Below are 22418 nucleotides of genomic sequence, written 5' to 3'. Positions count from 1 at the left end.
TAAAGACATCCCACGGGTAGTCAGACCGGCCGGCCTCCAGAACCAGCACCCGATTCGCCGGATCCGTGGAGAGTCTGTTCGCCAGTGCGCTGCCGGCCGATCCGCCGCCGACGATGACGAAGTCGTACTGGAAGGGAGCCATGGTGCCTCGTCTCGCTCGCGCCGTATTATACGCGAGCATGCTAGCCACAGCGCGTCATACGCACCAGGTTGCGGTGCGCGCAACTTCGTTTCGTCGCCGTTACTTGCAGTAGCGTTGTTTACTCTGGGTATAGTTGCGTTGTGAGCAACTACAACATTGATACCGGAACCTCGAATTCACATGCTGGCGGAGTGCAGTCGGTGGACCGCGCCATCAGCGTCCTAGAGATCCTGGCCCGCCGCGGCGAGACGGGAGTCAGCGAGGTGGCGGCCGAGATCGATGTTCACAAGTCGACCGCATTCCGCCTGCTCGGCGCTCTGGAGGCGCGCGGCCTGGTGGAACAGGCGGGCGAGCGCGGCAAGTACCGTCTCGGCTTCGGCATCGTACGGCTGGCCGGAGCGGTCACGGGACGCATCGACATCACGCAGCAGGGCCGCCCGGTCTGCGAGGACCTGGCAGAGGCGCTCGGCGAGACCGTCAACATCGCCGTGCTGCAGGAGCATTACGCGGTCAACCTCTACCAGGTGCGCGGTCCCGGGGCCGTCACCGCACAGAACTGGGTCGGCCAACTGACCCCGCTGCACGCCACCTCGAGCGGCAAGATCCTGCTGGCCTACCTCCCCGCCAAGGAACGCGCCGCGATACTGGCCGTGTCCGGCCTGAAGAAGGTCACCCAGCACACCATCACCGGGAAGACGAAGCTCGAGAAGAACCTCGCCGACATCCGGGAGAGTGGCTACGCCTGGGCCCTGGAGGAGTTGGAACTCGGCCTCCACGCCATGGCCGCTCCGATCCGCAACCGGGACGGAGAGGTCGTCGCGGCACTGAGCGCCTCCGGGCCCGCGTACCGGCTCACCAAGGAGCGCCTGCACGAGCTCGCTCCCCTGCTGATGAAGGGCGCGGACGAGATCAGCCACCGCATGGGGTACCTGGGCTGACGGACCGTCCGCCACCGGCACCGCCCCGCACCGCTGACGCACTGTCAGGCGCGGGCCGCGCATGCGACCGTCGCTACTGCGACTGCTGTGTACCCAGGCGCTCGTGCACCCAGTCATGGAAGGCACCGATGTGGTGCTCGCTGGGCACCAGCACGCCCCCCTTGGCGTACATCCGGGAGTTCATCGCGGGCTGGGTGCGCTCGCAGGCGTCGAAGTCCTGCCGGTTCACCCGGTCGAAGAGCTCCACGGACCGGCTGACGTCCCTGCCGCTCTCGACGACATCGGGGAGGTAGAGCCAGTCGCACTCCACGATGGTGCGGTCGACGGCCACCGGGTACATGCGGTGGAAGATCACATGGTCGGGGACGAGGTTGATGAAGACCTGCGGCCTGACGGTGATCGCGTAGTAGCGGCGGTCCTGGTCCTCGGCGACGCCCGGAATACGGTCCAGGCCCTCGCTGCCGTCGACGGTGAAACCCTGGACCTCCGCACCGAACTCGGCGCCGTGACCGACGTAGTACTGAGCGGCGAAGCCGTCGGCGAACTCGGGGAGCACCTCGGTCAGTTCGGGGTGGATGGTGGCGCAGTGGTAGCACTCCATGAAGTTCTCGATGATGAGCTTCCAGTTGGCCTTGACGTCGTACACGATCCGCTTGCCGACCGAGAGGGCCGCGATGTCGTAGCGCTCGATCGCCTCGGCGTCGCCGAGGCGGCTGACGACATCACCGATGACGTCCGCCTCGAAGGAGGGCGGGTTCTCCGACAGGCAGACCCAGACGTAGCCGAGCCATTCACGGACGGCGACGCTCACCAGGCCGTACTCGGTACGGCCGACGTCGGGCATCTTGGTGAGGTTGGGCGCCGCGACGAGCTTGCCGTTCAGGTCGTACGTCCAGGCGTGGTACGGGCACTGGAAGGCCCGCTTGACCTCGCCGCTCTGCTCCGTGCAGATCCTGGCTCCGCGGTGCCGGCAGACGTTGAAGTAGGCCCGGACGGAGTTGTCCCTGGCGCGGGTCACCAGGATGCTCTCGCGACCCACGTCGACGGTCCGGAAGGCGCCGGGCTTCGCCAGGTCGGACGCACGCGCGGCGCAGAACCACATGGTCTCGAAGATGTGCTCCTGCTCCTGGGCGAAGATCTCGGGATCGGTGTAGGAGGAGCCGGGGAGGGTGGCGATCAGACTGTTCGGCAGGCTGGTCGAGGTCACGGTGCACTCCTCGGGGGACGTCGTGGAGGGGTCATTCACGCGCCGGGAAGAGCAACTCCGGACGGCGTTGTGTATGGAGCAACGCTGCGTGCCATGTGAAACCGCAGCATGTGATGCCTCAGGGGCGGTGTCAAGAGGTGGTGCGGGCGAGCTGCTTGCGCCAGCGGGTGAACAGCCGCGGCTGGTTCATCCCGAGCGCGGCGACCGGCTGACCGGCTCGCCGGTAGACGGCCAGGACGTTGCGCTCGTCCGCCGTGCCTTCCTCGATCGTCACGCTGTCGGCTCCGGCCGCATGACCGGAGAACTGGATCTTCACGCCGTACTGGTCCGACCAGAAGTACGGCGGCCGGGGCACGCCCGGTTCCACCGCGCCGCCCGCCAGCAGCGTGGCGACGGCGGCGTCGGGGCGCTCCCGGGCGCCGGTCCAGTGTTCGACGCGACGATGGACGCCCGCACGGGGGTCGTACCAGTTGGCGCAGTCACCGACCGCGACCACACCGGCCAGGCTGGTGCGGCCGTCCGCACCGCATTTGACGCCGTTGTCGAGCTCGATGCCGGATCCTTCCAGCCACTCGACGCACGGCCGTGCGCCCACGCCGACCACGACGATGTCGGCGGGGACGCTGCGGCCGTCCTCAAGCAGGACGGCATCCACCCGGCGCTCCCCGCTCAGCCCCTTGACGCCCACGCCGCACAACAGCCGTACGCCGTGGTCCGCGTGGAGAGCGGAGACGATGGCACCCATGGTCTGGCCGAGCGGTCCGGCGAGCGGCGTCGGGGCGGCCTCGATGACCGTCACGTCGAGCCCGAGGGCGTAGGCGGTGGAGGCGACCTCGGCACCGACGAATCCGCCGCCGATCACCACCAGCCGTCCGCCACCGGCCAGCTCGTCCCGTAGCGAGCGGGCGTCGTCCAGGGTGCGCAGGACGTGCACTCCGGCCAGGCCCTCGGAGCCGGGCAGGGTGCGCGCGGCTGCGCCGGTCGCGACGACGATGCCGTCGGCGCGGAGCTCCCGGCCGTCGGCGAACCGGATGGCGCGCTCTGTGCGGTCCAGTCCGGTGGCACGGACGCCGAGCAGCCACTCTGCCCGCAGGTCCTCGTCGTCCGTCTCCAGTACGAGTTCCGCTTCGCCGACGGTTCCGGCGAGGAACTCCTTGGACAGCGGTGGCCTGTCGTACGGGCGGTGGAGTTCATCTCCGATGACGACCAGCCGCCCGTCGTAGCCCTGCTTCCGCAGTGAGCGCGCCGCCGACAGCCCGGCCAGCGAGGCGCCCACCACGGCCACCGTCCTCACGTTAGGGCTCCGGCGAGCTTGCGCGCGACGCAGTGCGGCAGGTTGGGGGCGACCGTGGACAGCTGCACGTAGATCATGCCGTTCTCGACGACGACCTCGTGGGTCCGGACGGGGAGCTTGGCCGGCGGGGCGTCGACCTCACCGGTCTTCAGGTTGAACTTCGAGGCATGCAGGGGGCACTCCACCCAACAGTCCTCCACCCAGCCGTCGGCGAGCGAGGCGTCCTGGTGGGTGCACGTGTCGTCGATGGCGAAGAGCTCGCCGTCCTCGGTGTGGAACACCGTGACCGGCGGGTCGGTCTCGAGTCGGAAAGCCTCTCCTCGCGGGAGATCCGCCAGAGGACACGCGGGAATCATCATGACCACCTCGGTGCGTATAGCGAAACGGATTGCGGTTAGCGCAACTTCAGTCTGAGGTCGGCCCAGAACCCTTGTCAAGGCATCCAGAAGGCCGGTTGAGTCACCGATTGATGTCTCTCATCACGCAACCAAAATCGCAATAAGCAACTTAGCCAGACGGGGAGCAACACGGAGTCAGGGTCTTCGACCTGCTCGAACGGGGTATCCCGCCGTCGGATCCCCCTCGGATTGCGGGGCGAACGCACGCACGCCCGCTCTCGGCCTGCTTGGCCGAGAGCGGGCGTGCGCTGTTCGACGGGCGGCGGTCAGAACCCGCGGTTTATCCACTCCTGAAGGTGCGGGGCCTCGGCGGCGACGGTGGTCGTCTCCCCGTGGCCGGTGTGTACGACGGTGGCATCCGGCAGAGGCAGCAGCCGGTACCGGATGGAATCGACGATGGTCGGGAAGTCGCTGTACGACCTCCCCGTGGCCCCCGGGCCGCCCGCGAAGAGGGTGTCACCGCTGAAGAGGGCTCTCAGGGCAGGCGCGTACAGACAGACCGCACCCGGGGCATGGCCGGGAGTGTGCAGCACGGTCAGCTCGACACCGGCCACGGCGAGGATCTGGCCGTGGGACAGCTCGCCGTCGGGCATTCGGTCCGGGTGGGTCTGCTTCCACAGCGGCAGGTCGTCGCTGTGGAGCAGGATCGGGGCACCGGTGCGTGCAGCGAGTTCGGGCGCGGCGTCGATGTGATCGTTGTGGGCGTGCGTGCACACGATGGCCCGCAGAGTGCGTTCACCGAGGACCTCGGCGATCGCCTCGGCGTCGTGTGCGGCGTCGATGACGACTGCCTCGTCGTCGTCGCCGATGACCCAGACGTTGTTGTCGACATCCCAGGTGCCGCCGTCGAGCGTGAACTTGCCCGAAGTGACGAGATGCTCGATGCGGGCGCCGGCCGTCACAGGACCACCACCGAGCGCAGCACATCGCCACGGTGCATCCGCTCGAATGCCTTCTCGACATCGTCCAGCGCGATGGTCTCCGTGACGAAGGCGTCGAGGTCCAGACGGCCCTGCAGATAAAGGTCGATGAGCATCGGGAAGTCCCGGCTCGGCAGGCAGTCGCCGTACCAGGAGGACTTCAGCGCGCCGCCCCGGCCGAAGACGTCCAGCAGCGGCAGTTCCAGCTTCATCTCCGGGGTCGGAACACCGACGAGGACGACCGTGCCTGCCAGGTCGCGGGCGTAGAACGCCTGCTTGTACGTCTCCGGGCGGCCCACCGCCTCGATGACCACGTCGGCGCCGAAGCCGCCGGTCAGGTCGCGGATCGCCTCGACCGGGTCGGCGTCCTTGGAGTTGACGGTGTGGGTCGCGCCCAGCTTCTTGGCGTTGTCCAGCTTGAGGTCGTCGATGTCCACCGCGATGATCTTCGCCGCACCCGCCAGGTTCGAACCGACGACCGCCGCGGCCCCGACGCCGCCACAGCCAATGACCGCCACGCTGTCACCGCGTCCGACATTGCCGGTGTTGATGGCCGCGCCGATGCCCGCCATCACGCCACACCCCAGCAGACCGGCAGCGGCCGCCGACGCGGCCTGGTCCACCTTCGTGCACTGCCCTGCCGCCACCAGCGTCTTCTCCGCGAACGCACCGATGCCCAGCGCAGGCGACAGCTCCGTGCCATCAGCCAAGGTCATCTTCTGCTTCGCGTTGTGGGTGCTGAAGCAGTACCACGGCCGTCCGCGCAGGCAGGCCCGGCACTGCCCGCACACCGCACGCCAGTTGAGGATGACGAAGTCACCGGGGGCGACGTCGGTGACCCCTTCTCCCACCGACTCCACGACACCCGCGGCCTCGTGGCCCAGCAGGAAGGGGAAGTCGTCGTTGATGCCGCCCTCGCGATAGTGCAGATCGGTGTGACAGACCCCGCAGGCCTCGATCTTCACCAGCGCCTCTCCTGGGCCCGGGTCGGGCACGGTGATCGTTTCCAGGCTGACGGGGGCGCCCTTCCCCCGCGCAACGACAGCACGGACCTGGTGAGTCATGGCCACTCCTTGGCTGGTACTGAATCATGTGTTGCCCATTACGGCACACGCTTCATGTGCCGCAACACAGCATCGTGGAGTGCCGACCGGGGGGTCAAGGATCTCGGCTTCGACAGGGATCCCCCACCGTGCACGACGAACCCACCGTGCTCGAAGATGTCGTCGCTGTGCGCCGTGCCGTCGCCGTGGCGAGCGTCGTCCCCGTGCCGCACGGTGCGCTTCCTGTCGGCAGTACTCGCCAGTTCCCCACAGGCCACGGGTCGTCAGCCCTGCGATCCCGAGATTCCGACCGACCGGCAATTTGTTACCTGGAATTAACGGAGATCCTATGGAAAGACGCCAGCTGGAATATTTCATCGCCGTGGTCGAGCACGGCGGATTCACAGCCGCTGCCATTGCGCTCCATGTCGCACAGCCCTCGCTGTCCCATGCGATCCGGGCTCTGGAGCGTGAATTCGGCGGAGGCCTGTTTCACCGCCTTCCGCACGGCGTCGCACTCACCGCGGCGGGTGAGGCGCTGGTCCAGCCGGCGCAGCAGGTCCTGCGGGACCTGTCCACGGCCAGTTCCCTGGTCCGTGAAGTCCTCGGGCTCAGTGGTGGCCGACTCGACATGGTTGCGCAGACAACCCTCTCGGTCGATCCGCTCGCCGACATGCTGGGGCGCTTTCATCGCGCGTATCCGAAGGTCTCCGTGCGCGTGGTCGACCCGGAGCGCGGACCTGACGTGGCGCTCATGGTCGCGGCCGGCCAGTGCGAACTCGGACTGGTGGACGCTTCAGTGGCCACAACGGACCTCCGCGGGCTCGACCTGCCGGAGCAGGAGATGCTCGTCGTGCTGCCCCCCGACCACCCGCATCCGGCAGGCAGTACGATCACCTCGCGTGAACTGGCCGCGCTGAACCTGATCGTGACTCCTCCGGGCACCGAAACCCGGGCAGCCCTGGACGACGTGTGCACCGCGCTCGGCGTGACACCGCGGATCGTCGTGGAGACCGCCCATCGCGCGATGATCGTGCCGCTGGTCCTCTCCGGCGTCGGCGCCTCATTGCTGCCCACCTCCATGGCCAGGGACGCCGAGCTCCGCGGCGCTCGGATGCTGTCCAACCGTCCGCGGCTGCTGCGCCATGGCCGACTGGTCTGGCGGTCGGGCCCGCTGTCGCCCGCCGCCCAGGCGTTCGTGGACCTGGCAGCCTCGCCCGACCAGGAATGATGCCGGGCCCTGCCGGTATAGAAGTTTTCTATTGCCTTGATTCAAAACCGGTTCAGGAGGATTCAAGGTTCCTTGTTGACCGGCGTCGGATCGCCTGCCACTTTTGCCGGAAAAGAGCGGGTGACATTTTCCGACGGAGAATTACATGACCGATTTCGAGGCCGGACGGCACATACTCCCCCGGCCGGACACCCGCCTTCCCCTGACGACCGCGATGGACGTCCACGACCAGGAGGCCGCCTTCACTCCCATCGGTCCGGTCCCGCCGCCGGAGGGCGCACCTAACGTGGTCATCGTGCTCGTCGACGACCTCGGGTTCGGCACCTCCAGCGCGTTCGGCGGGCCGTGCGAGATGCCGGCCGCGGACCGGCTCGCCGAGGGCGGTCTGCGCTACACCCGTTTCCATGTGACGGCCTTGTGCTCGCCGACCCGGCAGTCCCTGCTGACCGGCCGTAACCATCACTCGGTGGGCATGGGCGGCACCACCGAGATGGCCACCGCGGCCCCCGGGTACAACGGATTCCGGCCGCGCAGCGCGGCGACCATGGCGCAGATCCTGCAGGGCAACGGCTACAGCACGGCGGCCTTCGGCAAGTGGCACCAGACGCCACCGCGGGAGATCAGCGCGGTCGGGCCGTTCGACCGCTGGCCGACCGGGGAGGGCTTCGACACCTTCTACGGGTTCATGGGCGCCGAGATGAACCACTGGTACCCGTTGCTGTACCAGGGCACCACACCGGTCGAGCCGGATCGCCGGCCCGAGGACGGCTACCACCTGTCCGAGGACCTCGTCGACCACGCCATCGACTGGGTTCGTACGCAGCGCACGCTGACCCCGGACCGGCCGTTCTTCACCTATCTCGCGCTGGGTGCCGCGCACGCGCCTTTGCACGTCGGCCCGGAGTGGCAGGAGAAGTACCGCGGACGCTTCGACCACGGCTGGGACCGGCAGCGCGAGGTGACCCTGCAGCGGCAGAAGGACCTCGGCGTCGTACCCGAGGACGCGGAACTCGCGAGCTGGGCGGAAGGCGTTCCGCACTGGGACGAACTCACCGGCAACCAGCGTCGGCTGTCGACCCGGTTCATGGAGACCTTCGCCGCCTTCACCGAACACGCCGACGTACAGGTCGGCAGGTTCCTCGACGCGCTGGAGGAACTGGGCGAGCTGGACAACACGATCGTCCTCTACATCCTCGGCGACAACGGCGCTTCCGGCGAAGGCGGCATCGAGGGAACGATTGTCGAGCACCGCCTCGGCCACGGCATCGTCGACGACCCGGACGAGATGATCGACCACATCGACGAGATCGGCGGCCCGTACAGCTACCCGATCGCCCCCGCGGGCTGGGCACTCGCGCTCAACACCCCCTACCAGTGGACCAAGCAGGTGGCGTCACACTTCGGCGGCACCCGGGACGGCATGATCCTGCACTGGCCGCGTGGGGTCCCCGAACGAGGCGGCCTTCGTCACCAGTTCTCCCACGTCATCGACGTGCTGCCGACGATCCTGGACTGCGTGGGCGTCCCGGCGCCCTTCAGCGTCGACGGGGTGACGCAGCAACCCATCGAGGGCACGAGCATGCGGCAGACGCTCAACGATCCCCAGGCGCCCGAGCACCGCCGCACGCAGTACTTCGAGATGTGCGGCAACCGCGGCGTCTACCACGACGGCTGGATGGCAGTCACCCGGCACGGCATCCCCTGGGAGATGATCCCGGACAAGAACCGGCGGTTCGCCGACGACGTGTGGGAACTCTACGATCTCGACCACGACTGGAGTCAGGCACACGACCTCGCCGCCGAGTTCCCCGAGAAGCTGCGCAGCCTGCAGGATCTGTTCCTGATCGAAGCCGCGAAGTACCAGGTCTTCCCCCTGGACGACCGGGTCACCGAACGGGAGAACCCCGCCGTGGCCGGCCGTATCGATCTGCTCGGAAACCGGAAGTCCGTGACCTACCGCGGAGGAATGCGCCGGTTCACCGAAGAGACCACACCCAACATCAAGAACCGCTCGCACAGCATCACCGCGGACATCGACGTGCCGGACACGGCGGCCGAGGGCGTACTCATCGCACAGGGCGGCCGATTCGGCGGCTGGACCCTCTACATCACCGGTGGAAGGCCGGCCTACACCTACAACTACTTCGGAATGAGCCTGTACACCGTGCGCGGTGACCGGGCCCTGACACCGGGACGGCACGAGGTCCGGCTCGAATTCGACTATGACGGAGGCGGACTCGGCAAGGGCGGAGCCGCCGTGCTCCTGGTGGACGGCGAGAAGCACGCGACCGGCCGGGTCGACCGGACGATCCCCTACTACTTCTCCTTCGACGAGACACTCGACGTAGGAGTGGACCTCAGTACACCGGTGACCGACGACTACGCCGCCCTGGACAACGAGTTCACCGGGACCATTCACACGGTCCGCATCGATCTGGACGTCCAGACCGGCGGATCGTCCGAGTTCGACGGTGGGCTGCACCGGCGCGTCATGGGGGCCCAGTGAGCTGCTGCGCGCCCTCCGGCGGCCGGGGGGCGGACCGGCCACCGGCACGGCGGACCGCCGCCGTCCTCAGGGCAAACACCGACGGCATGGTGACCGTTCCCACCGGCGAGTTCCTCATGGGCAGCCAGGACGCGCTCGCCTACCCCGCCGACGGGGAAGGTCCGGTGCGCACGGTGCACGTCGACGCCTTCTCGATCGACGCCTGCACGGTGACGAACGCACAGTTCGCCCGCTTCGCCGCAGACACCGGGCACCGCTCCTTGGCCGAGCGGACCGGCTGGTCGTTCGTCTTCGCCGGTCTGCTCCCGGACGACTTCCCGCCGACCCGCTCAGTGGTGGGCGCGCCCTGGTGGCGTCAGGTCGAGGGCGCCGACTGGCGTCATCCCGACGGACCGCACTCCACCTGGGAGGACCGCGCGGATCACCCGGTCGTCCACGTCGACTTCCACGACGCCCGCGCCTACTGCTCCTGGGCCGGCAAGCGCCTGCCCACCGAGGCGGAGTGGGAACGCGCCGCCCGAGGGGGACTGCACGGCAAGGTGTTCCCCTGGGGCGACGAGCTCGAGCCGGGCGGTCGCCCCCGGATGAACGTGTGGCAGGGCGACTTCCCCAACCGGCACCCGACGGCCGACGGCTGGTACGGCACCTGTCCGGTCGAGGCATACGAGCCCAACGGCTTCGGCCTGTACAACGCCACCGGCAACGTCTGGGAGTGGTGTGACGCCCCGTTCTCCCCGGCGGGCGACGGGCAGGAGCGCGTCGCCAAAGGCGGCTCCTACCTGTGCCACGCGTCGTACTGCCGCCGCTACAGGGTCGCCGCAAGACAGGGCCTGCCCCCGGACTCGACAACCGGCAACGTGGGGTTCCGGTGTGCCGTGGACATGGCTTGATCCCTACGTGGCTCGTGTTCAACTCGATCACTCAGGCGACGGCGTGACGCGCCGGCGCATAAGGAGCAAGACCATGGCAGAGCAAGCAAGACAGTGGCGCGTCGCCTCGGCGGGCCTGGCGGTCCTCAGTCTCACCCTCACCGCCTGCGGCGGCGCGAAGGTCGGTGAAAGCACCACCGGGTCGGACAGCAGCTCGGGCAAGTGCGGCACCTTCAACCTCGCGGTCAACCCCTGGGTGGGCTATGAAGCGAATGCGGCGGTCATCGGCTATGTCGCGGAGACGAAGCTCGGCTGCAAGGTCACCGACAAGGACCTGAAGGCGGAGATCGGCTGGCAGGGCTTCGAAACCGGCGAGGTCGACGCCATCCTCGAGAACTGGGGCCACGAGGACCTGAAGAAGAAGTACATCACCCAGCAGAAGACCGCCGTCAGCCTCGGCCAGACCGGCCTCAAGGGCATCATCGGCTGGTACATCCCCCCGTGGCTCGCGAAGAAGTACCCGGACATCACCAACTGGAAGAACCTCAACAAGTACGCGTCCAACTTCAAGACATCCGAGTCGGGCGGCAAGGGGCAGCTGCTGGACGGCGATCCGTCGTACCAGACCAACGACGAAGCCCTTGTGAAGAACCTGAAGCTGGACTTCAAGGTGGTGTACGCGGGCAGCGAGACCGCGCTCATCCAGGCCTTCCGGGACGCCGAGCAGAACAAGAAGTGGGTGATCGGCTACTTCTACGAACCGCAGTGGTTCCTCTCGGAGATACCACTGGTCCACGTCGCCCTGCCCGAGCACACGGCGGGCTGTGACGCCGATCCCGCAAAGGTCGCATGCGACTATCCCGTCTTCGACCTCGACAAGATCGTCAGCACCCGGTTCGCGAAGTCCGGCAGCCCGGCCTATGACCTGGTGAAGAACTTCAAGTGGACGAACGAGGACCAGAACACCGTGGCGAAGTACATCGCGCTGGACAAGATGTCTCCGGAGGCGGCGGCGAAGAAGTGGGTCGAAGCGAACCCCGACAAGGTCCAGGCCTGGCTCGGCTAGGAGCAGGGAGAGGCGTTCCACGGTCACGCCCCTCGCCGACGTCGCGAAGGGGATGCGGATGGATGGGCCGCCGTTCGGTGCCTGAATGGCAGGGCGGGCGCCGAAGGATCAGCGCCCGCCCCTGGTCCGCGAATTGAGGATGGGGCACGTGAACGTCAGGCCGGATAGGCCACGTTCGCCATCATCCCGGCCTCACCGTGGTACGCGTTGTGGCAGTGCAGCATCCACTGGCCCGGGTTGTCGGCGTCGAAGAAGACGGACAACTTCTTCTTCGGCAGCACGATCGCGGTGTCCTTGCGGGGACCGGAGATACCGATCTGGTACGTGTGGCCGTGCAGGTGCATCGGATGCCACATGTCCGTGTCATTGAAGAAGTCGAGCCGTACACGCTGCCCCTCCTCGATCATGATGGGCTTCGCTTCGGGGTTGCCCATGTCGAAGGGCTTGCCGTTGATGGCCCAGTTGTACTTGGCCATGCCGCCGGTCAGCTTGAGCTGGTGCGTCACGTCGGTCCCGGCGGACTTCAGGCGTACGTCGTCGGCGGCGCGCAGCTGGGAGGCCGTCATGATGAGGCCGTCGAGTTCCTTCGGGCGGACGGTCGGCTTCGGGGCGTTCCCCGAGCCCGTGCGCACCAGGGCGAAGCCGTTCGCGTTCTTGCCCTCGGCCACGGCGACGAGCGGGAAGACTCCGTCTCCGAGGGTGACGAGGACGTCGTAGCGCTCGCCCATGCCGACCAGCAGGGCATCCACTTTCTGGTGCTGGACCGGAAAGCCGTCGGTGTGGGTGATGGTGAACTTGTGGTCGCCGAGGGCGACACGGTAGGCGGTGTCACCGCCCGCGTTGATGATCCTCAGCCGTACCTTCTTGCCGGGCCTGCCGGTGTACACGTCCGGGTCGGCCGCCACGCGGCCGTTGATCAGGTGGTGCGGGTACTTCACGTCGCCGGCATCGCCGCCGAGCAGGTCGCTCTCGGCGCCCATGAGCATGAACTTGCCCATCGACATGCCATCCGAGGAGGCGGAGGCCGAGGGGGACTCGGAGTCCCCCATGTCCATCTCGCCCATGTCCCCCATGTCGTGGCCCTCCATGCCGCCCATGCCCTGCTTGAGCTCGGCGAAGACCTCGTCAGGGGTGCCGGTGACCCCGTCGACCCAGTCGTCGAGGAGGACGACCCATTCGTCGTCGTACGCGAGGGGCTCGTTGGGGTCCTCGACGATCAGCGGGGCGTACAGGCCGCGGTCGAGCTGGACGCCGACGTGGGGGTGGAAGAAGTACGTGCCGGGTGCGTCGGCGATGAAGCGGTAGGTGAAGGTGGAGCCGGCCCGGACGGCACTCTGTGTGGCGGGCGGCACGCCGTCCATGTCGTTGCGCAGCGCGATGCCGTGCCAATGGATCGACGTGGGCGTCTTGTTCGGAAGCTGGTTCGACAGCTCGGCGACCAGGGTGTCTCCGACCGACAGCCGGATCTCCTTGCCCGGGGCGCGGCCGTCGAAGGCCCAGGTCCTGGGCATGACGCCGCCGCCCAGGTCGACGGTGGCGGGCGCGGCGGTCAGGGTTGCCTTCTGCAGGCGTCCTGTGCTCTTGCGCTTCTTCTCCGCGGCGGCGACCGCCGAACCGGAAGGGTTGACCAGGGCGTTGCCGCTACCGGAGCCACTCGCATTGGTGCAGGCAGCGAGTGCTCCGGCGCCTGCGGCTCCCAGCCCGGCGAGCAGGACGGAGCGGCGGTTGATGCTGTTCATTGTGTTGTGTCCTCTGTTTCGAAACTGCCGATGCGGTCGCGGAGGGACGGCACATCGCGCGCCGTCCGGCGCGGCCTATATGCGCAGTTGCGAGAGGACGGACAGATCGGGCGGGGCACGGCCGACCGTACTGGCGGGGGCACGACCTGCCGCGGCACGCTCCAGGTCTGCGGGCGAGTCGAACGCGCTCCGGGCTGGCGCGGCCAGGTGCACGGAACCGACGCTCGCCGTGGTGCAGTGCTGCATACCGGGCATGTCGCAGGCGCCGGAATCGACGCCGTGCGTGGACGATTCCGAGGCGGAGGGCGTCGCCTCGCCCGCCATCACATGACCCGTATGCGCCATCGCATGAGCCGCGTGGGCGGGAACCGGCATGCGGACAGAGCCCGGCATGGGCGAGGCGGTCGTCATGGACGTCATGGACGTCTCGTGGTGGACGAGCACGGCCAGCGCGACGCAAAGGGTGAGGAACACCCCGTACGCCCAGCGGACGGCCGTGCCGCCGCCGCTGTGAGCCGCCCCTATCACCATGAGTTCCACCTGTGCCGTGCTGACTGGTCACCGGAGTCGCATGTTACCCCCTGGGGGTAATAACGGCTTCACGGCCCGATGTGATCTCCATCGGCCCGACAGCCTCCGCCAGACGAGTCCGCGGGCGTCGCCCACCGAGTTCACAGGTCTCCCGAGGCGCGGCCGTGGGCGGTGCCAGCACTTGCGTGCCACTTCCTGTCGCACCGTCCACGACCACGCTCATCGTCCGGTCGCGTGCGAGCACGGCCGGGGGCCTCCGTGCCGTCGAGGCGGACGCGGAAGCACGAACTAGCTTAGTACTTCTTGAGAACGCTCGGGGTCGCCCGGGCAGAAGAGGAGGAGGCCAAGGAGCTTCGCGGGCTCGCCTGCTGAGCGCGCATGAGTGGCAGGTGCGTGTGTCATCGCAGGCCGCGACACCCACTAATCGGTTGGCGAGACGGAAGCCGGCTGAACCGACCGCGCGGGCAGCACCACGGGTTCCTTCATACCCCTAGGGGGTATAGTGTGGGCGTCATGGACGGGCCGGGGAACAACGCCCCACCCGGAAACCAACCCACCACCCACACTCCGAGGATGCAGCCAATGACCACCCAGACGAACTCCAACTCCGGCTCCTGCTGCGGCTCTTGCGGCTCCGGCGACGCGGTCGACGTCCAGGGCGTCGGCCTCACCACCACCTACAAGGTGACCGGCATGACCTGCGGCCACTGCGAAAGCTCGGTCTCCCAGGAGATCTCCGCCCTGGACGGCGTCACCGCGGTCAAGGCCGTCGCCAAGACCGGCGAGGTCACCGTCACCTCCGCCGCCCCGCTCGACGAAGACGCCGTCCGCGCCGCCGTCGACGAGGCCGGTTACGAGCTTGTGGGCCGCGGCTGACAGCCCCCCTCCGGGGCCTCACGGTCCCGAACTCGCGAACTGCTCCCCGGGCCGGGACACACCGCTCCGCCGATACGGACGCCGTACGTCCCGGTCTCCCCCTGGCGCCCGGCCCGATCAGGCCGGGCGCCTCGGTGCCGAGCCCGTCGCTCGCATTGGCCTCCCGAGTCGTCGACTCAGCGGCACCAACCCCCTTCCATACCCCCCAGCCGTATGCTAACTTGCCTTCCCTTCATACCCCCTGGGGGTATATTCAGAGAGAAAGGAAAACCTCATGTCAACCGTCAACCCCCGGCGCTGGTGGGCATTACTCGTGCTCGCCACCGCCCAGTTCATGGTGATCATGGACACCTCGATCATCGGCGTGGCCCTGCCCGAGATGCAGCGCGATCTCGGCTTCTCTCAGGGCGATCTCCAGTGGGTGTTCAACGCGTACGTCATCGCCTTCGGCGGCCTACTGCTCCTCGGCGGCCGGCTCTCCGACCTGCTCGGCGCCCGGCGGATCTTCGTGAGCGGCTGGACCGTACTGATCGCAGGCTCCGTAGTGGCCGCCGCCGCGACGACCGCATGGGTGGAAGTCCTGGGCCGCGCCGTCCAGGGCGTGGGCGGCGCGCTCATCGCACCCGCCTCCATGACGCTGCTGATGATGCTCTTCAGCCACGACCCGAGGGAACTCGGCAAGGCCCTCGCGCTCTACGGCGCCGCCGCCCCGGCCGGCGGCACGGCGGGCGTCTTCCTCGGCGGCGTCTTCACCGAATGGGCCAGCTGGCCCTGGGTGTTCATCATCTACATCCCGATCGGCGTCGCCACACTGCTGGCCACCGGACTGTTGCCGTCGGTCGCGAGCCGGCGCGGCGCCATCGACGTTCTCGGTGCAGCGTCCGTCACGGCCGGTCTGGCGCTCGCGGTGTTCGCCGTCGTCCGCGCCCCCGAGGTCGGCTGGGGCACGGGTCAGACCGTCCTGGAGCTTATCGGCGCCGCCGTACTCCTCGGGCTGTTCCTCGTCATCCAGCGCTCGATCAAGGCGCCGCTCATGCCTCTCGGTGTATGGCGCACCCCTGGCCTCGCCCCGTCAAACCTGGCGATGACGCTGCTGGGCGCGGCCTGGATCCCGATGTGGTACTTCCTCAACCTCTACCTCCAGCAGGTGCTCGGCTACGGGGCCTTCGCCAGCGGCGCCGCGCTGCTGCCGATGACCGGTCTGCTGATGCTCTTCATGACGGTGGTCACCGCACGACTGCTCGGCCGCTTCGGCCCGAAGCCGCTGATCGTGGGAGGTCTGTTCGTCCTCGCCGCGGGCCTGCTGTGGCTGGCCGCCGTCGAGCCGACGGGCACGTTCGTGGTGGACGCCCTGCCGGCCTCGCTGGTGGCAGCGCTCGGCATGTCACTGGCGTACATCCCGGCGATGATGGCCGCCATGTCGGGCGTACCCCAGGAGCAGGCGGGTCTGGCCTCCGGCATCGTCAACACCACCTACCAGGTGGGCTCCGCCCTCGGCCTGGCCGCGCTCACCGCGCTCGCCACGTCGCAGGGTGCGGGTGAACTCGGCGACCTTTCCGCCCTCACCGACGGATTCAGCGCCGCGTTCCTGGCCGCCGCCGCCATCGCGGCCACCGGCGGCCTGCTGACCGCACTGCTCATGCGCGGCAGCAGGTCCACGCACGGCAAGGCCCACGAACCCACTGCCCGGCCGCAGAACGAATCCGTGACCACCTAGGAGGCCGTTGAAACTGTGTGATCTCGTCGTGGAAACGGGCGACTCGACGGCCACCGCACCGACCCTTCAGAAGGGCAGCACCCTTCGAGGGACCGAGCGGTGGCCGCAACCGTTCGCGGTCACGGTCCAACCCTCCGAAGCCGCGCCGCTCGAGCGTCCCCGAACCGCTCGCGCCCTCGGCGCGGGAGTGCTGTCCGCCTGCGCGGTCGACTGTCGGCCACCCCGGCATTACCCCAAGGGGGTATAGTGCCATCTCGTCGTGTCACCGTTACTCACCTGGCGCTGCTGGCCGGTGGGCGCTGGCTCTGGAGGGCCGGCGCGGCCTACGCCAAGTCGTTGACGGACACGACCGCTGGAGGCAGTTGACGCCGGGACGAGATACCTCGTCAGCCCCGGTGTCGTACGTTCCGCACGTCACGGCCGGCTGACATGCCGCCGCCGGGGTAACCGGCTGGGGCAATCCTCGACAGGGAGTCCGTGTGCAGACATCCGACTGGCAACCGGTCCTGCTCCTCCTCGTGCTGGTCGTCGCGGCCGTCGTGCTGCTCCACGCCGTGTCCATCGCGCTGCGGGCGATCCGCGCGCCGCTGCACACCGGACCGTTCAGCGGAGGGCTCGAACCACAAGAGCATCCCCTCTCCCGGTTCCACGTGCGCTGGTATCCGGTCACGATGGTCTTCCTGGCCTTCGACATGGAGATGTTGTTCATGTATCCGTGGACGAAGGTCGTCTCGGCCGTCGGTACGACCGCGGTCGTCGAGATGTTCCTCTTCCTGGGCATCCTGCTCGCCGGTGTCGGTTACGCCTGGCGGGAGGGGGCCTTCCGGTGGAGTTGAGGCGCAGGTTCTTGCGGACGGCCGTTTCCCGGCCGGGAGTTCTGCTGGCGGTGTCCCCCGGAAGCACGCGCGAGCGGCTCGCCGTCGAGACGGAGCTGGTACGTCGGGGGTGGCCGTGTGTGAGCGCGCCCGCGGAGGCTGATCTGCTCGTGGTCCTGGGTGGTCACCACGCCGAGAAGAGCGACGAGGAGAACGCGTGGGCAGCGAATCTGTGGCGCGCCATCCCGGCGCCCAAGGCCCTCGTACCGGTCACGGACGCCGGGCAGGTCGCCGAGGCTCTCGATCGCGGACTCGCCGAGCTTCGGCGCGGGGAAGCGCCACGTCACCATCACCACGAGGACGACGCGCACGCCCATCACGACGGGCAGGGCAAGGCCGAGCACACCGCGCATGACACGCATGAGAACCCAGGAGCACCCGAGGGCCACGACAGTCACGGTGGTCACGTGGATCATCACGGGGAGCACGGCGGCCACGAGGGGCACGCCGGCGGACACGGCAGTGACGACATGCACAGCGGCCACGACAGTGACGACATGCACAGCGGCCACGACACGCACGGCGGCCACGACATGCACGGCGGCCACCACGGTCATGCCGGCCACGCCATGGGCGTCGTGGACGGTCTGCCCATGGCCGATCGCGCCGACGACCGCGACGGGCTGAGGCTCGACCGGCTCCACGTGCCGCTCGGGCCGGCCCTCGTCGACTGGCCCGCTGGGCTCGTCCTGCGTGTGGCTCTGCAGGGCGACATCGTCCAGCAGGTCACCGTGGAGGCGGAGGGGTCCGCATCGCCGCATCCGCCTTTCTGGAGCGAGCCGTGGCTGCGGGCGCTCAGCGGCGAACGGGTGTCCCAGGGGGAGGCTGCGAGGCGGCTGTGTGCCGCGCATCTGGACAGTCTGGGCAGGTTCTTCGCCGTGACGGGGTGGGCCGACATGGCCGCCCGCTTCCGGCGCGTCCGGGATCGCGCCCTGGCCGGAGCCGACGCCGCGGAACTCCGCGGTCTTCTACGTCCCTTGATCCGTCGGGCGGAGCGCTCGCGGACCCTGCGGTGGCTGACCACCGGGCTGGGGCCCCTCACCGCTGAGCACGCGCGGCACCTTGGGGTCACCGGCCCTCCCCTGCTCGCCGGCGGAGATGCGTACGACCGGATGCGCGCGTGGCTCGATGCCGCCTGGCGCAGCGCGGCCGAGTGCGACGACACCGAGGCGCTGGACACGGCCCGGGCCATCGGGCCGCGCGGGCGGGTCGACGGACCGGTGCCTCCGTCACGGGCGCTGCTGGATGCTCTGCCCGGCTTGCTGGAGGGCGCGGAGTTCGCCGGTGCCCGGATCATCGTCGCGAGCCTCGACCCGGACCTCGACGAACTGGCGCACGTGCCGGCGGTGGGGATGGCCCATGACTGACAGCGCGCCGCTGTGGGCGGTCTTCGTCCTGCCTGTTCTCCTGCTCTCGGTCGCCCTTGTGACGGCTGGATTCGATGCCGTGCTCGCGGCCGGTGCCCGGGGCGGGCGAGCAGGGTCCCTGGGTGAGGCGGCCGTCCGCGCGGCAGTTCCCGGCCGGGAGGTGCTGCGGCAGCTCGTGCAGCAGCCACGGCGCACTCGGGCCTCCGATGTGCCGCTGGCCCGGATCGGGGCGGCCCTCCTCCCCGTCGCCGCGATGCTCGCTGCCGTCGTGCTGCCGCTCGGCTTCCGGTCGGTGAGCGATCTGCCGGAGGGGATCGTCTGGTTCAACGCGATGGAGGCGTTGGCCTGGGCTGCGGTGTGGCTGGCGGGCTGGGGGCCGAACTCGACGCTCTCGCTCATCGGCGGTTATCGCTTCCTCGCGCAGGGGCTGGCCTACGAGCTGCCGCACATGCTCGCGATCACCACCGCGGCGCTCGGGGCCGAGTCGCTTCGGGTCGGTGAAGTCGTGGGCGCACAGACGGGGTTGTGGTTCGCCGTGTGGATGCCGGCCGCTTTCGGGATCTATCTGCTGAGTGCGATGGCGATGGCGTTCTGGGGGCCGTTCGACCAGCCCACCGGGCGCGACGTGGCCGGCGGCGCGGCCGCCGAGTTGTCCGGCGCGGACCGGGTGCTCTTCCTCGGTGGCCGGTGGCTGCTGCTGGTCGTGGCCGCGGCGTTCAGCGTGCCGCTCTTCCTGGGCGGCGGATACGGGCCGTGGCTGCCCGGCTGGGCGTGGACCGTGCTCAAGACCGCTGCCGTACTGGCGTTCCTGGTCTGGGTTCGGCACAGGGTCCCGACCGTGCGGATGGAGCGCTATGTGGAGCTGGCCTGGGTCGTGCTGACTCCGCTCTCCATCGTGCAGGCGCTGGTGGTGGCCGTGGTGGTGCTCAATCGGTGACGTCCTCAACGTGCACGAAGCCCATGACGAGAGCGAGGTGTCGTAGGTAAATGGATGTCGCGGTCTTCTGGATCCTGGCCGTCCTGGCGGTGATCAGCGGCGCGATGGTGTTCCGCTTCGACTCCATGGCCCGTGCGACGTTCTCCCTGCTGACCTCGCTGCTGTGCGTCGGCGGGCTCGTCGTGCTGCTGGGGCTCGACTACCTGGGGATCGTCATCGTGCTGATGATGACCATCGAAATGGCCATCATGGCTGTCTTCATGGTGATGTACATGATGAACCCGGCCGGGCTCATGCCGATGACGATGATGCACAACAAGCGGGGTGCGGCCGTCGTCTGCGGCCTCGTCTTCCTGCTCCTCGCCGCCGGGATCCTGTTCGCCCCATGGCCCGCCCGACGAGGGAAAGCCTCCGCCGATCCCACCATGGAACTCGGCATGTCCCTCATGGGCCCGCAGATGCTCACCATGATGACGCTGGGTATGGCGCTGTTCGCGACGATCGTCGCCACCGTGGTGCTGGCCACCCGCCGGGGACGCTACGACCGGCTCGGCGACGATCTGCGGGCACAACGCGCGGACGATCCCGTACGGGGCGGTGTCGGCCGGTGACGCTGGAACTGTTCCTGCTGCTGGCCGCCGCCCTGTTCTGCATCGGGCTGTTCGGGGCGCTCACCCAGCAGTCGATCGTGATGCTGATGATGGGCCTGGAACTGATGCTGGGCGGGATGATCCTGGCCGCCGCGGCCGCCTGGCACTACATCGCCCCGGCGGCCACAGACGGACAGGTCCTGATCGTCCTGGCCGTGACGGCGATGGCCCTGGAGATGGCGATCGGCTTTGCCGTCGTCACCGCACTGTTCCGGTCACGGGAGGTCGACATGACCGACATGGCGGCGGAGTTGAAGGAGTGAGCGCCCTGTTGTGGGCGCTGGTCGCCCTGCCGCTCGGCGCCGGTGTGGTGCTGCTCGTGGTGGGGCGCCGGGCCGATCGCGCGGCACCACCTGTGGCCGTCGCCGTGGCGGCCGCTGCTCTGGGCCTCGCCATCGCCGCCGCCTTTCGGCACCCAGCTGTCGGGGCGCCGCTCCTCGACGGGCTTCCGGTGCGACTCACGGTGGACGGCCTGTCCGGTCTGCTGGCGGTCACGGTCACCGCGGTCACGCTGGCCGTACTCCTCTTCAGCGCCGCCGAGTTCGGTACCGGCGAGGCGCGGGCACGCTTCTTCGGCCTGATGCTGCTGTTCGCCGGGAGCATGCTCGTCACGGTGACCGCCGCGACTCTCCCGGTCCTGCTGATGGCGTGGGAGATCATGGGCGCCACCTCGTGGGCGCTGATCGGCTACTGGTGGCGGGACCCGAACCGTACGAGCGCGGCAGACACCGCGTTCCTCACCACCCGCACCGCCGACCTCGGTCTGTATCTGGCGGCAGGTGCCGCACTCGCGAGCGGCCGGGATACGACACTGTCGCTCGAGGGACTTGCTCGCGCCGACGACCCCTGGCTGTCCGTCATCACTGCGGGCGTCATCGCCTCCGCCTTCGGCAAGTCCGCTCAACTGCCCTTCAGCTTCTGGCTCTCGAAGGCCATGCAGGGCCCGAGCCCGGTCTCCGCGCTGCTGCACTCCGCGACCATGGTCGTCGCGGGCGCGTACCTGCTGCTGCGGACCGGGCCGCTGCTGGACGCATCCGGCTGGGGGGACGACGTGGTCGCGTGGACGGGCGCCGCCACCGCGCTCTGCCTCGGACTGGTCGCGGTGGCGCAGACCGACCTCAAACAGCTGCTCGCCGCGTCGACCTGCGCCCAGATCGGCTTCATGGTGCTGGCTGCGGGAACCGACGCGACCTCCGGCGGCACGCTGCAACTCATCGCCCACGCTGCGGCGAAGAGCCTGCTCTTCCTTGCCGCCGGGGCCTGGCTGACCGCACTGGGCACCCAACGGCTCCGCGAGCTGCTCGGCGCCGCCCGCCACCACCGGACCGTCGGCCTGGCCTTCACCATGGGCGCCCTCTCCTTGGCCGGGATTCCTCCGCTGGCGCTGTGGGCCGCCAAGGACGTCCTGCTCGCGGGAGCCCTGGAGACCAGCCCTTGGTTGTACGGCGTCGCGCTGGCGGCTGCCCTCTTGTCGGCGGTCTACAGCACCAAGGCCGCCTGGTACCTGTGGCAGCCAGCGGTCCCACGACCGGAAGCGCGCCGTATCCCGGGCGGCGCCGTGGGGCCCTTGGTGCTGCTGGCCCTGGCCTGCCTCGCGCTGACACCGGTGGCCTTCCCGCCGCTGCGTGACAATGTCGGGCGCGCGCTCGCGTCCGCCGGTCAACCTGACCCGCACGTCTGGGAGTTCGTGCTGTCCGGGGTTCTCGCTCTGCTGGCGGCCGCGGTCACCTGGACCTGGGGCACGCGCCCGCTGCCCCTGCCCGCACGGGCGAAGTCGGGCTTCGCGGACTGGCTGCTCTTCGAGCGTGCCGCTCATGTCCTCCTCGTCGGTCCCGTGATGCGGCTCGCACGCGCCGCCGCGACCTTCGACGATCGTGTCGTGGATCGGGCCGTCGACGGTTCGGCCGCGGCTGCCATGCGGTTCGCCCGCTGGACGGACGGCGTCCTGGAGCGCGCCGTCGACGGCACGGTGGCCTCGGTCGCCGCCGGTACGCGTGCGCTCGGCCAGTGGGCCCGCCGCCCGCAAACGGGCCAGCTGCACCAGTACCTCGCCCAGGCCGTCGCCGCCTTCACCGTCCTCGCCGTCGTGATCGTCCTCGTGAGGTGACCCAC

21 protein-coding genes are annotated in these 22418 nt (G+C 68.9%); 13 read left to right on the top strand and 8 right to left on the bottom strand.

Annotated features, from left to right (window positions below; genetic code table 11):
- Positions 1 to 142, bottom strand: a 142-nt coding sequence (locus ABD357_RS44795; protein ID WP_425584740.1) for an NAD(P)-binding protein, incomplete at its 3' end; no start/stop codon positions are given.
- Positions 143 to 333: 191 nt separating this feature from the next.
- Here ABD357_RS44795 and ABD357_RS23690 point away from each other — a divergent pair.
- Positions 334 to 1080 carry an IclR family transcriptional regulator gene (locus tag ABD357_RS23690; RefSeq protein ID WP_344392730.1) on the top strand — a complete coding sequence of 249 codons (747 nt, stop codon included), beginning with the start codon at positions 334 to 336 and terminating at the stop codon, positions 1078 to 1080.
- A 73-nt stretch (positions 1081 to 1153) separates the two neighbouring features.
- Here ABD357_RS23690 and ABD357_RS23685 read toward each other — a convergent pair whose 3' ends face one another.
- The 5 genes from ABD357_RS23685 to ABD357_RS23665 form a co-directional block, all read right to left on the bottom strand.
- The gene (locus tag ABD357_RS23685; protein WP_344392729.1) at positions 1154 to 2287 is read right to left on the bottom strand and encodes an aromatic ring-hydroxylating oxygenase subunit alpha; all 1134 of its coding nucleotides are present in this window, start codon (positions 2285 to 2287) and stop codon (positions 1154 to 1156) included.
- Between the two features lie 130 nt (positions 2288 to 2417).
- Entirely contained in the window at positions 2418 to 3581 is a 1164-nt protein-coding gene (locus ABD357_RS23680) for an NAD(P)/FAD-dependent oxidoreductase (protein WP_344392726.1), read from the bottom strand.
- Positions 3578 to 3940 (bottom strand): bifunctional 3-phenylpropionate/cinnamic acid dioxygenase ferredoxin subunit, encoded by a 363-nt coding sequence (locus ABD357_RS23675; RefSeq protein ID WP_344392725.1) that lies wholly within the window; start codon positions 3938 to 3940, stop codon positions 3578 to 3580. The genes ABD357_RS23680 and ABD357_RS23675 overlap by 4 nt, the downstream gene beginning before the upstream one ends.
- A gap of 305 nt (positions 3941 to 4245) precedes the next feature.
- A complete protein-coding gene (locus ABD357_RS23670) occupies positions 4246 to 4881 on the bottom strand; it encodes an MBL fold metallo-hydrolase (RefSeq protein ID WP_344392724.1) in 636 nt (211 codons plus the stop codon).
- Positions 4878 to 5963, bottom strand: a complete 1086-nt coding sequence (locus tag ABD357_RS23665; protein ID WP_344392722.1) for an S-(hydroxymethyl)mycothiol dehydrogenase — start codon at positions 5961 to 5963, stop codon at positions 4878 to 4880. The genes ABD357_RS23670 and ABD357_RS23665 overlap by 4 nt, the downstream gene beginning before the upstream one ends.
- Before the next feature lie 328 nt (positions 5964 to 6291).
- On the opposite strand from ABD357_RS23665, the gene ABD357_RS23660 reads away from it, so the two are divergent.
- The 4 genes from ABD357_RS23660 (at position 6292) to ABD357_RS23645 (ending at position 11614) form a co-directional block, all read left to right on the top strand.
- Complete coding sequence (locus ABD357_RS23660; protein WP_344392721.1) at positions 6292 to 7173, top strand: LysR family transcriptional regulator; 882 nt, start codon at positions 6292 to 6294, stop codon at positions 7171 to 7173.
- Positions 7174 to 7318: 145 nt separating this feature from the next.
- Positions 7319 to 9679, top strand: coding sequence for an arylsulfatase (locus ABD357_RS23655; protein WP_344392719.1), 2361 nt, complete (start codon positions 7319 to 7321; stop codon positions 9677 to 9679).
- An 86-nt stretch (positions 9680 to 9765) separates the two neighbouring features.
- Entirely contained in the window at positions 9766 to 10569 is an 804-nt protein-coding gene (locus ABD357_RS23650; RefSeq protein WP_344392718.1) for a formylglycine-generating enzyme family protein, read from the top strand.
- A gap of 73 nt (positions 10570 to 10642) precedes the next feature.
- The gene (locus ABD357_RS23645) at positions 10643 to 11614 is read left to right on the top strand and encodes an ABC transporter substrate-binding protein (RefSeq protein WP_344392717.1); all 972 of its coding nucleotides are present in this window, start codon (positions 10643 to 10645) and stop codon (positions 11612 to 11614) included.
- Between the two features lie 155 nt (positions 11615 to 11769).
- Here the strand turns inward: ABD357_RS23645 and ABD357_RS23640 are convergent, their stop codons facing one another.
- Both ABD357_RS23640 and ABD357_RS23635 read right to left on the bottom strand, forming a co-directional pair.
- Entirely contained in the window at positions 11770 to 13353 is a 1584-nt protein-coding gene (locus ABD357_RS23640) for a multicopper oxidase family protein (RefSeq protein ID WP_344392714.1), read from the bottom strand.
- Between the two features lie 75 nt (positions 13354 to 13428).
- Positions 13429 to 13884, bottom strand: coding sequence for a DUF6153 family protein (locus ABD357_RS23635; protein ID WP_344392712.1), 456 nt, complete (start codon positions 13882 to 13884; stop codon positions 13429 to 13431).
- A gap of 582 nt (positions 13885 to 14466) precedes the next feature.
- On the opposite strand from ABD357_RS23635, the gene ABD357_RS23630 reads away from it, so the two are divergent.
- From ABD357_RS23630 to ABD357_RS23595, 8 genes are all read left to right on the top strand, one after another.
- Complete coding sequence (locus ABD357_RS23630; protein ID WP_344392711.1) at positions 14467 to 14760, top strand: heavy-metal-associated domain-containing protein; 294 nt, start codon at positions 14467 to 14469, stop codon at positions 14758 to 14760.
- Positions 14761 to 15034: 274 nt separating this feature from the next.
- The gene (locus tag ABD357_RS23625) at positions 15035 to 16477 is read left to right on the top strand and encodes an MFS transporter (RefSeq protein ID WP_344392709.1); all 1443 of its coding nucleotides are present in this window, start codon (positions 15035 to 15037) and stop codon (positions 16475 to 16477) included.
- A 479-nt stretch (positions 16478 to 16956) separates the two neighbouring features.
- On the top strand, positions 16957 to 17313 hold the full coding sequence (locus ABD357_RS23620) for an NADH-quinone oxidoreductase subunit A (protein WP_344392708.1): 357 nt from the start codon (positions 16957 to 16959) through the stop codon (positions 17311 to 17313).
- Between the two features lie 119 nt (positions 17314 to 17432).
- Complete coding sequence (locus ABD357_RS23615) at positions 17433 to 18719, top strand: hypothetical protein (protein ID WP_344392707.1); 1287 nt, start codon at positions 17433 to 17435, stop codon at positions 18717 to 18719.
- Positions 18712 to 19656: a complex I subunit 1 family protein gene (locus ABD357_RS23610; RefSeq protein ID WP_344392706.1), complete on the top strand. Its 945-nt coding sequence runs from the start codon at positions 18712 to 18714 to the stop codon at positions 19654 to 19656. The genes ABD357_RS23615 and ABD357_RS23610 overlap by 8 nt, the downstream gene beginning before the upstream one ends.
- Positions 19657 to 19706: 50 nt before the next feature.
- A complete protein-coding gene (locus tag ABD357_RS23605; protein ID WP_344392704.1) occupies positions 19707 to 20267 on the top strand; it encodes an NADH-quinone oxidoreductase subunit J in 561 nt (186 codons plus the stop codon).
- The gene (gene nuoK / locus ABD357_RS23600) at positions 20264 to 20569 is read left to right on the top strand and encodes an NADH-quinone oxidoreductase subunit NuoK (protein ID WP_344392701.1); all 306 of its coding nucleotides are present in this window, start codon (positions 20264 to 20266) and stop codon (positions 20567 to 20569) included. Before ABD357_RS23605 ends, nuoK begins: the two co-directional genes overlap by 4 nt.
- Positions 20566 to 22413, top strand: coding sequence for an NADH-quinone oxidoreductase subunit 5 family protein (locus ABD357_RS23595; RefSeq protein WP_344392699.1), 1848 nt, complete (start codon positions 20566 to 20568; stop codon positions 22411 to 22413). Before nuoK ends, ABD357_RS23595 begins: the two co-directional genes overlap by 4 nt.
- Positions 22414 to 22418: the final 5 nt, after the last annotated feature.

Origin of the sequence: Streptomyces vastus, assembly GCF_039532825.1 — a bacterium.
GTDB lineage: Bacteria > Actinomycetota > Actinomycetes > Streptomycetales > Streptomycetaceae > Streptomyces > Streptomyces vastus.
Note: the sequence above shows the minus strand (reverse complement) of the source record. Positions and strands in the feature narration are given on the sequence as shown.